We start from the raw sequence: 13,705 nt of genomic DNA, 5'->3' as shown, positions 1-13,705 counted from the left end.
CCATCTTGGGCCGGCTGACCAAACTCCGCATCAAAAATTCGTAATTATGTTATATTCCCGCTGCGCAACATCACGGTTGCGGTCACGCCCGGCTACAGCCTGAAGGCGACGATCCCGGAAAGACCCGGGCACGACCACCGCTTTACGGGGCGGACAAGATGTCGGCGCCATCCGCCGAGCGCGAAAGGCTTCTGGCCAGATAGAACAGCTCGACCAGCTTGCCGCGTTTGCCGGCCAGCGAGAAGATGTATTCGGGCGATTCCGCCTCCATTTCCGCGATCGCCACCTTGGCGATGCGGTCGATACGGCTCGAGCCGTGCTCCCAGACGAAGCCGACACCGAGCCGGTTGGCGACGGCCTCCAGCATTCCCTCGCGCGTGTTGACGACGATCGCCGGACTCGCACGCAGATTGACGGCGCGAAAGGCCCGATCCACGACGCGCTGGGTCGCGGAATCCCGGGTCCTAAACACCAGCGGATATTGCATCAAGCTGACGGCGGACACGCGCGATTCCCGGCTGAGGTCGTGAACGGGATGGCAGATCGCGACGACGCGCTGCTGCACGCAGGGTTCGCGACGGAAGCGATTGTCCTGCGGCACCTCAGGCAGCACGGCAACGTCGACACGCTGATCGACCACCGCCGCCATGATCGCCGACCAGCTCCCGATCTCGATGTTGATCTGGATCTTCGGATACATGTTGCGAAAGGCCGCGATCAGCGCCATGCCCGGCATGGCGTTGCCGAGCCCGATGCGAAGCTCGCCCCCCGTCAGCTCATCGCGCTGCTGGAGGATCGCCAGCGCATCCGCCTCGAGTGCCTGCATCCGGTTCGTTGCGGCATAGAGGCGCCGGCACAACGGCGTCGCGATCAGCGTCTGGGCGTGCCGGTCGAACAGCGCAACCGCAAACTCGGCTTCGAGGTCGCGCACGAGCTGCGCCACCGCCGGCTGCGACACGCCGAGCCGCCTCGCCGCAGCGGCAAAGCTGCCGGTCTCGAACACCGCATTGACCGCCCGGACGCGCGAGGAGGTCAACGCCACGACAAGCAACCCAAGATCGATATTCCCCGTCTTCCTGCCCCGAAAGCAAAACCTGGGGCGACCATAAGCCGGGCCATTGACCGTTATGTGAATGTCAGATGCGCTTCCTACTCCTCGTGCGCCGCAACGGGCCAGCAGGGGATCAGCGCGCATGGCGCAAATCGAACTTTCCGCAATCCGCAAATCCTTTGACGGCACCGACGTCCTGAAAGGCATCGATTTCCGGATCGAGGATGGCGAGTTCATCTCGCTGGTCGGCCCTTCCGGCTGCGGCAAGTCGACCCTGCTCCGGATCATCGCCGGGCTGGAGCCGCAGAATTCCGGGCAGGTCCACATCGACGGCGGCGGCGTAGATCACATTCGACCCAGCGCGCGCAACCTCGCGATGGTGTTTCAGTCCTACGCGCTCTATCCGCATTTGAGTACCTTCGACAACATTGCAGTGCCGCTGCGGATGCGGCGCCTCTCGGCGATCGAACGGCTGCCGCTGCTGGGGGCGCTGCTGCCGGGCCGGCGCGCCAAGGAACGCGTCATCCGCGCCGACATCGCGGCCATCGCCGAGCAGCTCGATATCGCGCCGCTGCTGCGGCGCAAGCCCGGGCAATTGTCCGGCGGACAGCGGCAACGCGTTGCCGTCGGCCGCGCCATGGTGCGCGAGCCCCGCGCCTTCCTGTTCGACGAGCCGCTCTCCAATCTCGACGCCAAGCTGCGCGTCCATATGCGCGCCGAGCTCGCCGAGCTGCATCGCCGTCTCAAGGCAACCTTCATCTATGTCACGCACGACCAGGCCGAGGCGATGACCATGTCGAGCCGGATCGCGGTCATGATGGGCGGCGAACTGATTCAGGCCGGCACGCCCGCGGAGATCTACAACGACCCCGGCGACATCCGCGTTGCCGAATTCATCGGCAGCCCCAAGATCAATATCCTTCCCGGCCGGATCCGGAAGGACGGCGGCATCGACGTGCTGGGGATCGCTCTGCGGCTTGCCTGCGGCGCCGCCGCGGGCGACTGCCGTGTCGGCGTGCGCCCGGAGCGGATCGAACTGGGCGCGGGGCCATTTTCCGGAAGCGTCGTTCATCTGGAAAACCTCGGCGCGGAGGCCTTCGTCCACCTTGCGATCGAAGGCGCCGGCTTGCGTCTGATCGCGCGGCTCGCCGACGTCAGGCACTTGCCTGCGATGGGCAGTCCCATCGCGTTCGGTTTCGCTCCCGATGCGGTGCGGCTGTTCGATTCGGCCGGGAAGCGGATCGCGCCGAGAGCGGAGCAGGCCGAGCGCATCCGCGAGGTCGCCCATGTCTGACGGCTCCATGACCCTTGACGCGGCGATCGTCCCGGCCGCCGCCGCGAGGCGGGTGTTACCGGCGCATGGCAGCCGGCGCACATATTCCGCTTACGCCCTGGTGACGCCGGCCGCAGCGCTCATGCTGGTGATGCTGCTTGGTCCGCTCGCCGGCGTGATCGCGCTCTCCTTCACCGATTATCAGCTCGGCGCGCCACAATTCGCCTGGATTGGGCTCGGCAACTACCAGGACCTGTTCGCCGACAAGGTGTTCTGGACCGCGCTGCGCAACACGCTGACCTATGTGGTGATCGTGGTGCCCGGCGCCGTGATCGCAGGCCTTGCGATCGCGCTGCTGATCCAGAGCGGCACCAGCCTGCGCAGCCTCTACCGGACGATCTATTTCCTGCCTGTCATGGCGACCCTGATCGCGATGGCGGTGGTGTGGGAGTTCATGCTGCATCCGCAATTCGGCCTGGTGAACGGGCTGCTCCGCGGCGCGGGCCTGCCGGCCTTCGCCTGGCTGCAGGACCGCAGCACCGCGCTCTATGCGCTGTGCGCAATCGGCATCTGGCAGGCCGTCGGCTTCAACATGGTGCTGTTCCTCGCCGGCCTCGTCTCCATCCCCAAGCAGCTCTACGAGGCGGCCGAGATCGACGGCGCCTCGAGCGGCTGGGCGCGCTTTCGCCTCGTGACCTGGCCGATGCTGGGGCCGGTGACGACCTTCGTCGTCGTGATCTCCGGCATCCGCTCGTTCCAGGTGTTCGACACCGTGCACGTCTTGACCAAGGGTGGCCCGTCCAAATCCACCGAGGTCCTGATCCACACCATGTACACGGAAGGCTTCGAATTCTTCCGCTCAGGTTACGCCGCGGCGATCACCGTCGTGTTCCTGGTGTTCGTTCTTCTGCTCACCCTGATCAAATCGCGGCTCGCCGATCGCGGGGTGCACTACACATGAGCCGCACGAATTCATCCCCTTTGCAGGCAGGGCAATCGCATATGGATGTCACGAGGACGGGCTTGCTCCGCCTCTCCCGCTTGCGGGAGAGGCCGACGCGCTCGCAGAGCGCGGCGGGTGAGGGTTCTCTCCACGCGGGGACATCCACCGCAATTTCTGGCGATCCCGATGCGGAGACAGCCCCCACCCCAGCCCTCCCCCGCAAGCGGGAGAGGGAGCCGACCGCCAATGCAGCCGCATCCGGCACACCATATGCGATTGCCTTCCCGTTGCAGGCGATCCTCCGCCACGTGCTGCTGATCGCGGGCGCCGCGGTCATGCTGGCGCCCTTCATCTGGATGATCTCGACCGCGTCCAAGCCGCAGACCGAGATCTTCTCCAGCGAGCTGCACCTGATCCCGCATCAATTCGCACTGGTGGAGAACCTGCGCGAGGCCTTCGCCAAGGCCAATCTGCTGCGCTTCCTGGTCAACGGCGTCATCGTCACGGTCTCGATCTTCGTGTTGCAGGTCATGGTGGCGCTGCCGGCGGCCTACGCGCTGGCGAAGCTCCGCTTCCTCGGTCGCGAGACGCTGTTCGCGCTCGTGCTGTTCGGGATTCTGATCCCGCCGCAGGCGACCGCAGTCCCCGTCTTCCTGCTGCTGCACAAGGCCGGGCTGCTGGACAGCTATGCCGCACTGGTCCTGCCCTTCACGATCTCGGTGTTCGGCATCTTCCTGATGCGCCAGTTCTTCAAGACGGTGCCGGACGATCTCGTTGACGCCGCTCGCATGGACGGCATCTCCGAATTCGGCATCGTCTGGCGGGTGATGCTGCCGGCCGCGATCCCGGCCGTCACCGCCTTCGGCATCTTCTCCGTGGTCGCGCATTGGAACGATTATTTCTGGCCGCTGATCGTGCTCAACAGCGAGCACTTGCGCACGCCGCCGCTCGCGGTCGCCCATTTCCGCAACAACGAGGCCGGCACCAGCTACGGCCCGCTGATGGCCGCGGCGATGGTGATCATCGCGCCGCTCGTTATCGCCTTCCTCTTCGCCCAACGCCGCTTCATCGAGGGCATCACCCTCACCGGCATCAAGTAACCGAACCACCCCAAACAGGAGTCTATCCATGCTGAAGTCCATCATCGCCGCGGCGGCTTTGTCGCTCGTGGCCGGATCTGCGCTCGCGCAGACAAAGACCGAGATCGTGATGCAGTATCCCTATCCGGAGCTGTTCACCGAGACGCACAAGCGCATCGCCGAGGAATTCGCCAAGGTGCACCCGGAGATCAAGGTCACGATGCGGGCGCCTTACGAATCCTACGAGGACGCCACCCAGAAGGTGCTGCGCGAGGCCGTGACCAACCAGATGCCTGATGTGTCCTTCCAGGGCCTGAACCGCATCCGCGTCCTGGTCGACAAGAACATCCCGGCCCCTCTTGATGGTTACATCGGGGCCGAAAAGGATTTCGACAAGCAGGGCTTCCACCAGGCGATGTACGACATCGGCACCGCCGGCGGCAAGGTCTACGCCCTGCCCTTCGCGATCTCCCTGCCGATCGTCTACGTCAATCTCGACCTGGTGAAGCAGGCCGGCGGCGATGTCAACAATCTGCCGAAGACCTGGGACGAACTGCTCACGCTCGCCAAGAAGATCAAGGCGCTTGGCAACGACACCAACGGCGTCACCTATGCCTGGGACATCACCGGCAACTGGCTGTGGCAGGCGCCGGTGTTCGCGCGCGGCGGCACCATGCTCAATGCCGACGAGACCAAGGTCGCGTTCGACGGCGTGGAGGGCAAGTTCGCCATCAACACGATCGCGCGGCTCGTCAACGAGGGCGGTATGCCCAATCTCGACCAGCCGTCGATGCGCGCCGCGTTCGCTTCCGGCAAGACCGGCTTCCACATCACCTCGACCTCGGACCTCAACAAGGTCACGCAAATGACCGGCGGCAAGTTCGCGCTGAAGACGATCCCGTTCCCGGACGTCGTCTCTCCGAACGGCAGGCTGCCGGCCGGCGGCAATGTCGTGCTGATCCTCGCCAAGGACAAGGCCAAGCGCGACGCCGCCTGGGAAGCGGTGAAGTTCTGGACCGGCCCGAAGGGCGCGGCGATCATGGCGGAAACCACCGGTTACATGCCGCCGAACAAGGTCGCCAACGACGTCTACCTGAAGGACTTCTACGTCAAGAACCCCAATAACTACACCGCGGTCAGCCAGCTCGCGCTGCTCACCAAGTGGTATGCCTTCCCCGGCGACAACGGCCTCAAGATCACCGACGTGATCAAGGATCACCTCAACTCGATCATCTCGGGCGCCCGCGCCAAGGAGCCGGAGGCCGTGCTCGCCGACATGACCGCGGACGTGCAGAAGCTGCTGCCGAAGACCACCGGCGCGGCGCGCTGAGGGTCCTGACATCCGCCGGCACGCAGGGCTATCGCATTTGAGAGCGTTTCCCTGCGGCCATCCTTCGAGACGCCCGCTTGCGGCGGGCTCCTCAGGATGAGGGCGGAGTGTGCGGCAGCAGTCTCAACGGACGCTGACGCTAGTTAGCCTCATCCTGAGGAGGCGCGTAAGCGCCGTCTCGAAGGACGAGGCGTGCGCGCAGGCCGCCGCCGCGAGTCATCTGCGATAGCCCCGGCACGGGACGCTCCGGCGTCCCGTGCCCCCAATCACTGGAGATAGCCATGAAACTGCTGCATCTGAGCGACATTCACCTGACGGCGCCCGGCTCGACCATCGGCGGCCGCGATCCGCGCGCCAATTTCGAGCGGGCGCTGGCGCATGCCCTGAAGGATCATCATGACGCCGAGCTGATGGTCATCACCGGCGATCTCTCGGATTGGGGCGACCTCGCCGACTATCAATGGCTCAAGCAGCGCCTCGACGAATATCCGCTGCCGGTCCGGCTGTGCATCGGCAACCACGACCGGCGCGCCGCCTTCCTGAGCGTGTTTCCCGACCTCGCCGACGACAACGGCTTCGTCCAGGGCGTTCATGATACCGCCGCCGGACGCTGCCTGTTTCTCGACACCGCCCACCCGGAAACGCATGCCGGTCGCTATTGCGACGATCGCCTGGGCTGGCTCGAGGCCCGGCTTGCCAAGCATGACGGTCCGTTCCTGCTCTTTATGCATCATAATCCCATGCCGGTGCATCTCGTCCCGTTCGACCAGATCGGCCTGCTCGACGAGGCTCCGTTCCGACATCTCGTCAATCGCCATCGGGCCAAGATCCGCCACGTCTTCTTCGGGCATTGCCACTTGCCGCTCGCCGGCTCGATTGCCGGCGTGCCCGTCTCGTCGCTGCGGGGCACCAACCATGCGAGCTATCCGCTCTTTTCGGAGACCAAGCTGCTGAGCGCCTGCGACCTGCCGCAATCCTACGGCGTCGCATTCTTCGGGGACGACTATGTCACCGTCCACATGGTGGAATACGGCTACGACGGCCCGATCCGCACCCAGGGTTCGCCCGACTACAAGGCCTGGGATCGCGAGACCATGGTTCGGTGACCGGAGCCAATCAGCCACGCAAGCCGCCTACTCCACCAGCACCACGTCGACGGCGACGCCGAGCTTCTGCTTGGGCGAGCCGACGATGATGCCGTCGATCGGCGAGACATCGGAAAAGTCGCGCCCGACCGCGAGCACGATATGGTCGTTGCCGATCAGGAGATCGTTGGTCGGATCGAAATCCACCCAGCCGAGCTCGGCCCCGCACCACAGCGAGACCCAGGCATGGGTGGCATCGGCGCCCTGCAGGCGCGGCTGGCCCGGCGCTGGAATGGTGCGCAAATAGCCGCTGACATAGGCCGCCGGCAGACCGAGCCCGCGCAGCCCCGCGATCATCACATGGGCAAAATCCTGACAGACGCCATGGCGCTTGTCGAAGACCTCGCCGAGCGGGGTCGAGATCACCGTCGCCTTGGCGTCGTAGCGGAAGTCGGCGCGGATACGGTGCATGAGGTCGACCGCGCCTTGGAGGATGCCCGCGCCGGGCGCAAAGCTCGAACTCGCATAGGCGCTGACCGGGCGCAGCACCGGCACCAGCGGGCTGGCAAAGACATAACCGATCGGCGAGGACGGCCCGAGGCTGGTCGCTTCGAAGGCGAGGTCACGGATGCTTTCCCAGGGCGGACTGACGGCGTCGCGCGGCGGCGGCTGACGTGATACGGCGACGCGCGAACGCGAGTCGATCCGCAGGTTGCGATGCGCGGCCTGGATCACGATGCTCTCGGTCAGCGTGCCGAAGAAATCGTGCCGCGCATTGCGCTCGGCAGGGCGCGGACGGATCTCGACATTGTGCGAGATTAGCTCCTGGCCGCCGCCGCCTCTCGGCTCCAGCCGCAGCGTGCAGCGGGCGAAGCTGACGGGACTCTCGTATTCGTACGTGGTGACGTGACGTATGTCGTAGATCACGCCAGCCCCGTCAACTTTTCCGGCCGGGCAGCATTGGGGCCATGCGGGAAGTAGTGCTGCCCGATCGCATCGGCGAGGCCGAGCAGGTCCTGCTCCAGCGCAAACAGCATCTTGACCTCGAGCTTCTCGGCCACTGCCGTTGCCAGCATCGCCTGCATCGCTATCGCGAGCCGTTGCGGCTTCTCGATCAGGCCGTGCTCCTTTAGGCTCGGCAGCGCTTCAATATGCTCGTTCAGCGTCGTCACCTGAAACGCCACCGAGCGCGGATTGTAGGGATCGAGCACGGCGAGGTCGCGCACCGGCGCCAGCAGCGGCGCCAGCAGATAGCGCGAGCGATAGGTGATCTGGCAATCCACCAGCGTCAGCAGGATGTCGAGATCCTCGTCGCCGGCCTCGTCATAGGCGAATTGCCGCGTGAAGCGCGTGGTGTTGATGGCGCGCTCGATGCGGCGGCCGATGTCGAGGAAACGCCAGCCGGCGGCACGGTTCATGTTCTCTTGCGCCAGGCCAGCGAAGCTCGCCAGCTCCTGCAAGGTCAGCTCGGCCGCGCTCAGCACGCTGTCGTCGTCCTCGACCTCATAGGCAAGGCGCTCGGCCATCTCGGTGATGACCTGCCAGGCATCGGGCGACAGCCGCTCGCGCAAGGAGGTCGCCGTGCGCTGTGCCGCGCGCACCAGCGACAGCGCCGAGCCGAAACGCGCCTCGCTCTGCAGCGCTTCGGCGACGATGCGCCCCGCGGCCGCGCGCGAGGTCTGCGAGACCGCGCCCCAGGCCACCAGCAGGCGCTGGATCCGTTCGGCCGATTGCAGCGAGGCCGCCGTGCCCTTGTTGGGCCCGCTCGGCGAGCCCAAGGCGCGCACGAGGCGCAGCGTTGCCTCGGCGCGTTCGAGATAGCGGCCGAGCCAGAACAGGTTGTCGGCGGCACGGCTCGGCAGCACGCCGGCGATGCGGCGGATGCGGACCTTGTCGGTCGCCGGCAGCAAGGTCGCGGTCGGGACCTGCTTGTCGGAGACGACCCAGACGTCGGCGGCACGAGCACCGTCGCCCATCGACACCGCACGCGCGTCCGGCTGCTCGGCGATGCGGCAGAAGCCGCCGGGCATGATGGCCCAGCCGTCCGGCGTCGCCGCCGCGAACACGCGCAGCACGAAGGGACGCGGCGTGATCTGGCCCTGCTCCCACACCGGCATGGTCGAGAGCCGCACCACCTCCTGGCCGACATAATCCATGCCGCGCGCCGTGATGGCATCGACCAGGCGCTGGCGGTCGCCCGCATCGAGCTCGCTCGCGAGCACCGGACCACTCTGGTCGAAGCCGGGCACGCCGCGCCCGTAGGCGCCTTCGATCGCGACCTCGTCGAGCCGCGCCAGCACCTCCTCGCGCGCGACGCGCTGGCCGCACCACCAGGTCGCGATATGCGGCATCTTCAGCTCTTCGCCGAGCAGGCGGCGGCTGAGCGCCGGCAGGAAGCCGAGCAGCGCCCGCGCCTCCAGGACGCCGGAGCCCGGCATGTTAGCGACGACGACGCCGTCCTTGCGCAGCACGTCGATCAGGCCGGGCACGCCGAGATGCGAGGACGCATCGAGCTCTAGCGGATCGAGCGAATTGGAATCCACGCGCCGCAATAGCACATCGAGCCGCTTGAGGCCGGCGACGGTGCGGATGTGGATGCGGTTGTCGCTGACGGCGAGATCGTCGCCCTCGACCAGCAGGAAGCCGAGATAGCGCGCCAGCGTCGCATGCTCGAAATAGGTCTCGCTGAAGCTGCCCGGCGTCAGCACGCCGATGCGCGGCTCGTCACGGTCGGCGCGCGCGCGAAGACTGTCGCGAAAGGCTTCGAAGAACGGTGCGACGCGCGGCACGTTCATCGACTTGTAGAGGTCGGAGAAGGCGCGCGAGAGCACCAGGCGGTTCTCCAGCGCGTAGCCCGCGCCCGATGGCGCCTGGGTGCGGTCGCCGAGCACCCACCAGCGGCCGTCGGGCCCGCGGCCGACATCGGCGGCATAGAGCGACAGATAGCGCCCGCCCGGCGGCGGTACGCCGCAGACGGGACGGAGGTATTCGGGGCTGCCGGCGATCGCGGCCGCGGGCAGCGCGCCCTCGGCGACCAGGCGTCCCTCGCCATAGAGGTCGCGCAGCACGCGCTCCAGCAGTTCGGCGCGCTGGGTGATGCCGGCGCAGAGCTGCTGCCAGTCGGCCTCGTCGATCAAAAGCGGCAGGTGGCTGATCGACCAGGGCCGGTCGGCGCTGTCACCGGGGGCCCGGTAGGTGACCCCGGCCTCGCGGAGGTGGCGGTCGGCCATGCCGAATCGCCGCTCGATCTCGTCGGGCGCGAGCGCGCCGAAGGCCTCGAAGAAGCGGCTCCAGACCGCGCGCGGGGCGCCGTCGGGCCCTAAGAACTCGTCCGGAATGCCGGGCAGGCGGCGATAGTCGCGGACCCATTGCGCGAAGCGGCGCTGGCCGTCACGCGGGCTCTCACGTTGTGCTGGCGCCCTACCCGCCTTGTCGTCCTGTTCGGCTGCGCCCTCGGCCATGCGCCTCTCCCTGCCCCACCATCATACTCATTGCAGGAGCGGGGTCCGCAAGTCGAGGGTCAGGGGGAACTCATTTGTGCGTTCCTCCGGCGGTGGCTGGATGGGCCCCGGCGTATGGCCGTGGTCCTGAAAACGCGCCAGCCGCCGCGCCTCGGCTTCATAGGTGTTGACCGGCTTGGTGTCGTAGCTGCGCCCGCCCGGGTGGGCGACATGATAGACGCAGCCGCCGAGCGAGCGGCCGTTCCAGCTGTCGATCAGGTCGAAGGTCAGCGGCGCGTGGACCGGGATGGTCGGATGCAGGCCGGAAGCCGGCTGCCAGGCCTTGAAGCGGACGCCGGCCACGGCCTCGGCCGAGCGGCCGGTCGAGGTCATCGGCAGGCGGCGGCCGTTGCAGGTGACGATGTGGCGGCCCTCGACGAACCCTTCCGCCTTGACCTGGAGCCGCTCGACCGATGAATCGACATAGCGCACGGTGCCGCCGGCCGATCCCTCCTCGCCCAGCACGTGCCAAGGCTCCAGCGCCTGGCGCAGCTCCAGCGTCACGCCGCCATGATGGACGCGTCCGAAGGCGGGAAAGCGGAATTCGAGCTGCGCCAGATACCATTCCGGCTCGAAGGGGTAACCGAACTGCTTGAGCTCGGAGAGCACGTCCAGAAAATCGTCCCAGATGAAATGCGGCAGCATGAAGCGGTCATGCAGCGCGGTGCCCCAGCGCACGAACTTGCCGTGTTGCGGCTCGCGCCAGAATTTTGCGATCAGCGCGCGGATCAACAGCTGCTGCGCCAGCGACATGCGCGGATCCGGCGGCATTTCGAGCGCGCGGAACTCGACGAGGCCGAGCCGGCCGGTCGGTCCCTCCGGCGAATAGAGCTTGTCGATGCAGATCTCGGCGCGGTGGGTATTGCCGGTGATGTCGACGAGCAGATGTCGAAACAGGCGGTCGACCAGCCACAGCGGCGCCTGAGTGCCCGGCGGCGGCACGTGCGAGAGCGCGACCTCGAGCTCGTAGATGCTGTCATGCCGAGCTTCGTCGATGCGCGGCGCCTGGCTGGTCGGGCCGATGAACAGGCCGGAGAAGAAGTAGGACAGCGACGGATGCCGCTGCCAATACAGGACGAGGCTCTTGAGCAGATCCGGCCGGCGCAGGAATGGCGAGTCCTGCGGGCTGGAGCCGCCGACCACAACGTGATTGCCGCCGCCGGTGCCCGTGTGGCGGCCGTCGACCAGGAAGCGGTTGGCGCCGAGACGGACCTTGCCGGCATCCTCGTAGAGGCCGGTGGTGATCTCAACCGCCTCGCGCCAGTTCTTCGCCGGCTGGATGTTGATTTCGATGACACCGGGATCGGGCGTCACCTTGATCACCTCGATGCGCGGATCGAACGGCGGTGGATAGCCTTCGACATGGACGGGGAGCTGCAGCTCCTCGGCGGTGCCTTCGAGCACGGCGACCAGCTCGAGATAATCCTCGATGCGCTCGACCGGCGGCATGAAGGCGCAGATGACGCCGTCGCGGACTTCCACCGACAGCGCGGTGCGCACGGGGACGGAGGTGTTGAGATCTTCAGGCGCGGCCCGCGGCGGGGTTTCCGGGCGCGCGGGATGCGTGAACACCGGCAGCTTTTCCCGCGCCTCCATCGGATCCTGTTCGACGATGTAGGGATATTGGTTGGGCGGCACGTATCCGAGCGAGCCGAGCGGCAGGCGCAGGCCGAGCGGTGAATCGCCGGGCATCAGGAACAGATGGTTGCGCCGGAGAGCCCAGCGCTCGCTGCGCCAGCGCGGCGGCGCGTTCCAGCGCTGCACCGGCAGCACGAAGCCGCGCGGCGTATTCAGCCCCTCGTCGAACACGCGCGCCATGCGCGCGCGCGCCTCCGGGTCGGACAGTCTGGAGTCGGTGGGATCGACGTTGACGGGAAGCTCGGCTTCCTTCTGGAGCCAGTAGGCCGTGTCCTCGTAAGCCGGGATGATGTAGCCGGAGTCGAGCCCGAGCCGTGCTGCGGTGGCCTCCATGAAGGTCTCGGCTTGCCTCACCTCGGCGCGCCGCGGATGCTCGATGCTGGCGATCAGGTCGGCGTTCTTCCAGATCGGCACGCCGTCCTTGCGCCAGTACAGGCCGAAGGCCCAGCGCGGCAGGCTCTCGCCCGGATACCATTTGCCCTGGCCGTAATGCAGAAGACCGCCCGAGCCGAAGCGCGTGCGCAGGCGGCGGATCAGGTCGTCGCCAAGCGCGCGCTTGGTCGGGCCGACGGCTTCCGTGTTCCACTCCGCCGCTTCGAGATCGTCGACCGAGACGAAGGTCGGCTCGCCGCCCATGGTGAGCCGCACGTCCGCGCTCGCGAGATCGCCGTCCACCTGCTCGCCGAGATCGTCGAGCCGCGCCCAGGATTCGTCGGAGAAAGGCTTCGTGATGCGCGGCGCCTCGCGGATGCGCTTCACGCTCATGTCGAAGGCGAACTCGACCTCGGCAAAGCCCGCGCCGCCCGAAATCGGCGCGGCCGAGCGATAATGCGGCGTGGCGGCGACCGGGATGTGGCCCTCGCCCGCGAGCATGCCGGAGGTCGCGTCGAAGCCGATCCAGCCGGCGCCGGGCAGATAGACCTCGGCCCAGGCGTGCAGGTCGGTGAAGTCGTTCTCCACTTCCGGCGGCCCTTCGATCGGATCGATGTCGGGGCGGATCTGGACGAGATAGCCGGAGACGAAGCGCGCGGCGAGCCCGAGATGGCGGAAGGTCTGGATCAGCAGCCACGCGGAATCCCGGCATGACCCGGCGGACGAGGCGAGCGTCTCCTCCGGCGTCTGCACGCCCGGCTCCATCCGGATGATGTAGCGGATCTTCTTCTGCAGCTCGCGATTGAGCTCGACCAGGAAGTTGACGGTGTTCGGAGCCTCCTGCGGGATCGAGTCCAGATATTTCGCAAACAGGCGGTCGGGCTTGACCGTCTCGAGATACGGCGCGAGCTCGGTCTTGAGATCTTTCGGGTACTCGAACGGAAAGCTGTCAGCGTACGGCTCGACGAAGAAGTCAAACGGATTGACCACCGTCATCTGCGCGGTGAAGTCGACCTCGATCTTCAATTCGGTGGTCTTCTCGGGGAAGACGTAGCGGGCGAGCCAGTTGCCTTGCGGATCCTGCTGCCAGTTCACGAAATGATTGGAGGGCGTGACCTTGAGCGAATAGCTCAGGACCGGCGTGCGCGTATGCGGCGCCGGGCGCAGGCGGATGGTCTGCGGACCGAGGTCGATCGGACGGTCGTATTTGTAGTGCGTGACGTGATGCAATGCGACGTAGATCGACACGGGATGCGGTGCTCCAGCAGCTTTTTTGAGCAGAACACCTGATGTGGGTGCGATCAAGCACTAACAACGGGCAGCGCGTGCCTAGGAAGTATCCCGACTACGCGGTAGCCCGGATGGAGCGCCACAAGGGCAGTCTTGTAGGATGGGCAAAGGTGCGCTCTTGCGCACCGTGCCCACGACTTCCGT

At 66.6% G+C, this 13,705-nt stretch carries 9 protein-coding genes; 5 read left to right on the top strand and 4 right to left on the bottom strand.

Features of this window, described 5'->3' with window-relative positions; translation table 11 throughout:
- Positions 1-142 precede the first annotated feature (142 nt).
- Positions 143-1,042: a LysR family transcriptional regulator gene (locus DCM79_RS28760; protein WP_049820255.1), complete on the bottom strand. Its 900-nt coding sequence runs from the start codon at positions 1,040-1,042 to the stop codon at positions 143-145.
- A 151-nt stretch (positions 1,043-1,193) separates the two neighbouring features.
- Here DCM79_RS28760 and DCM79_RS28755 point away from each other — a divergent pair, with 151 nt between their 5' ends.
- The 5 genes from DCM79_RS28755 to DCM79_RS28735 all read left to right on the top strand — a co-directional run bounded on the left by DCM79_RS28755 (position 1,194) and on the right by DCM79_RS28735 (position 6,782).
- Positions 1,194-2,345: an ABC transporter ATP-binding protein gene (locus tag DCM79_RS28755; RefSeq protein ID WP_257177444.1), complete on the top strand. Its 1,152-nt coding sequence runs from the start codon at positions 1,194-1,196 to the stop codon at positions 2,343-2,345.
- Entirely contained in the window at positions 2,338-3,285 is a 948-nt protein-coding gene (locus tag DCM79_RS28750; protein ID WP_257177443.1) for a carbohydrate ABC transporter permease, read from the top strand. Before DCM79_RS28755 ends, DCM79_RS28750 begins: the two co-directional genes overlap by 8 nt.
- A 317-nt stretch (positions 3,286-3,602) precedes the next feature.
- Positions 3,603-4,367, top strand: a complete 765-nt coding sequence (locus DCM79_RS28745) for a carbohydrate ABC transporter permease (RefSeq protein ID WP_257180872.1) — start codon at positions 3,603-3,605, stop codon at positions 4,365-4,367.
- Between the two features lie 28 nt (positions 4,368-4,395).
- The gene (locus tag DCM79_RS28740) at positions 4,396-5,676 is read left to right on the top strand and encodes an ABC transporter substrate-binding protein (RefSeq protein WP_257177442.1); all 1,281 of its coding nucleotides are present in this window, start codon (positions 4,396-4,398) and stop codon (positions 5,674-5,676) included.
- 281 nt (positions 5,677-5,957) lie between these two features.
- Positions 5,958-6,782 carry a phosphodiesterase gene (locus DCM79_RS28735; protein ID WP_257177441.1) on the top strand — a complete coding sequence of 275 codons (825 nt, stop codon included), beginning with the start codon at positions 5,958-5,960 and terminating at the stop codon, positions 6,780-6,782.
- A 27-nt stretch (positions 6,783-6,809) separates the two neighbouring features.
- On the opposite strand, the gene DCM79_RS28730 is transcribed toward DCM79_RS28735, so the two are convergent.
- Genes DCM79_RS28730 through DCM79_RS28720 form a run of 3 tightly spaced genes read right to left on the bottom strand, consistent with a single transcriptional unit; the run spans position 6,810 to position 13,519 of the window.
- On the bottom strand, positions 6,810-7,688 hold the full coding sequence (locus DCM79_RS28730; RefSeq protein ID WP_257177440.1) for a transglutaminase family protein: 879 nt from the start codon (positions 7,686-7,688) through the stop codon (positions 6,810-6,812).
- On the bottom strand, positions 7,685-10,222 hold the full coding sequence (locus tag DCM79_RS28725; protein WP_257177439.1) for a circularly permuted type 2 ATP-grasp protein: 2,538 nt from the start codon (positions 10,220-10,222) through the stop codon (positions 7,685-7,687). The genes DCM79_RS28730 and DCM79_RS28725 overlap by 4 nt, the downstream gene beginning before the upstream one ends.
- A 27-nt stretch (positions 10,223-10,249) precedes the next feature.
- Positions 10,250-13,519 (bottom strand): DUF2126 domain-containing protein, encoded by a 3,270-nt coding sequence (locus tag DCM79_RS28720; RefSeq protein ID WP_257177438.1) that lies wholly within the window; start codon positions 13,517-13,519, stop codon positions 10,250-10,252.
- Between the last annotated feature and the right edge of the window lie 186 nt (positions 13,520-13,705).

This window comes from Bradyrhizobium sp. WBOS07 (assembly GCF_024585165.1).
Lineage (GTDB): Bacteria > Pseudomonadota > Alphaproteobacteria > Rhizobiales > Xanthobacteraceae > Bradyrhizobium > Bradyrhizobium japonicum_B.
The sequence above is the reverse complement of the archived record's forward strand: the minus strand, read 5'-3'. Positions and strand labels throughout refer to the sequence as shown.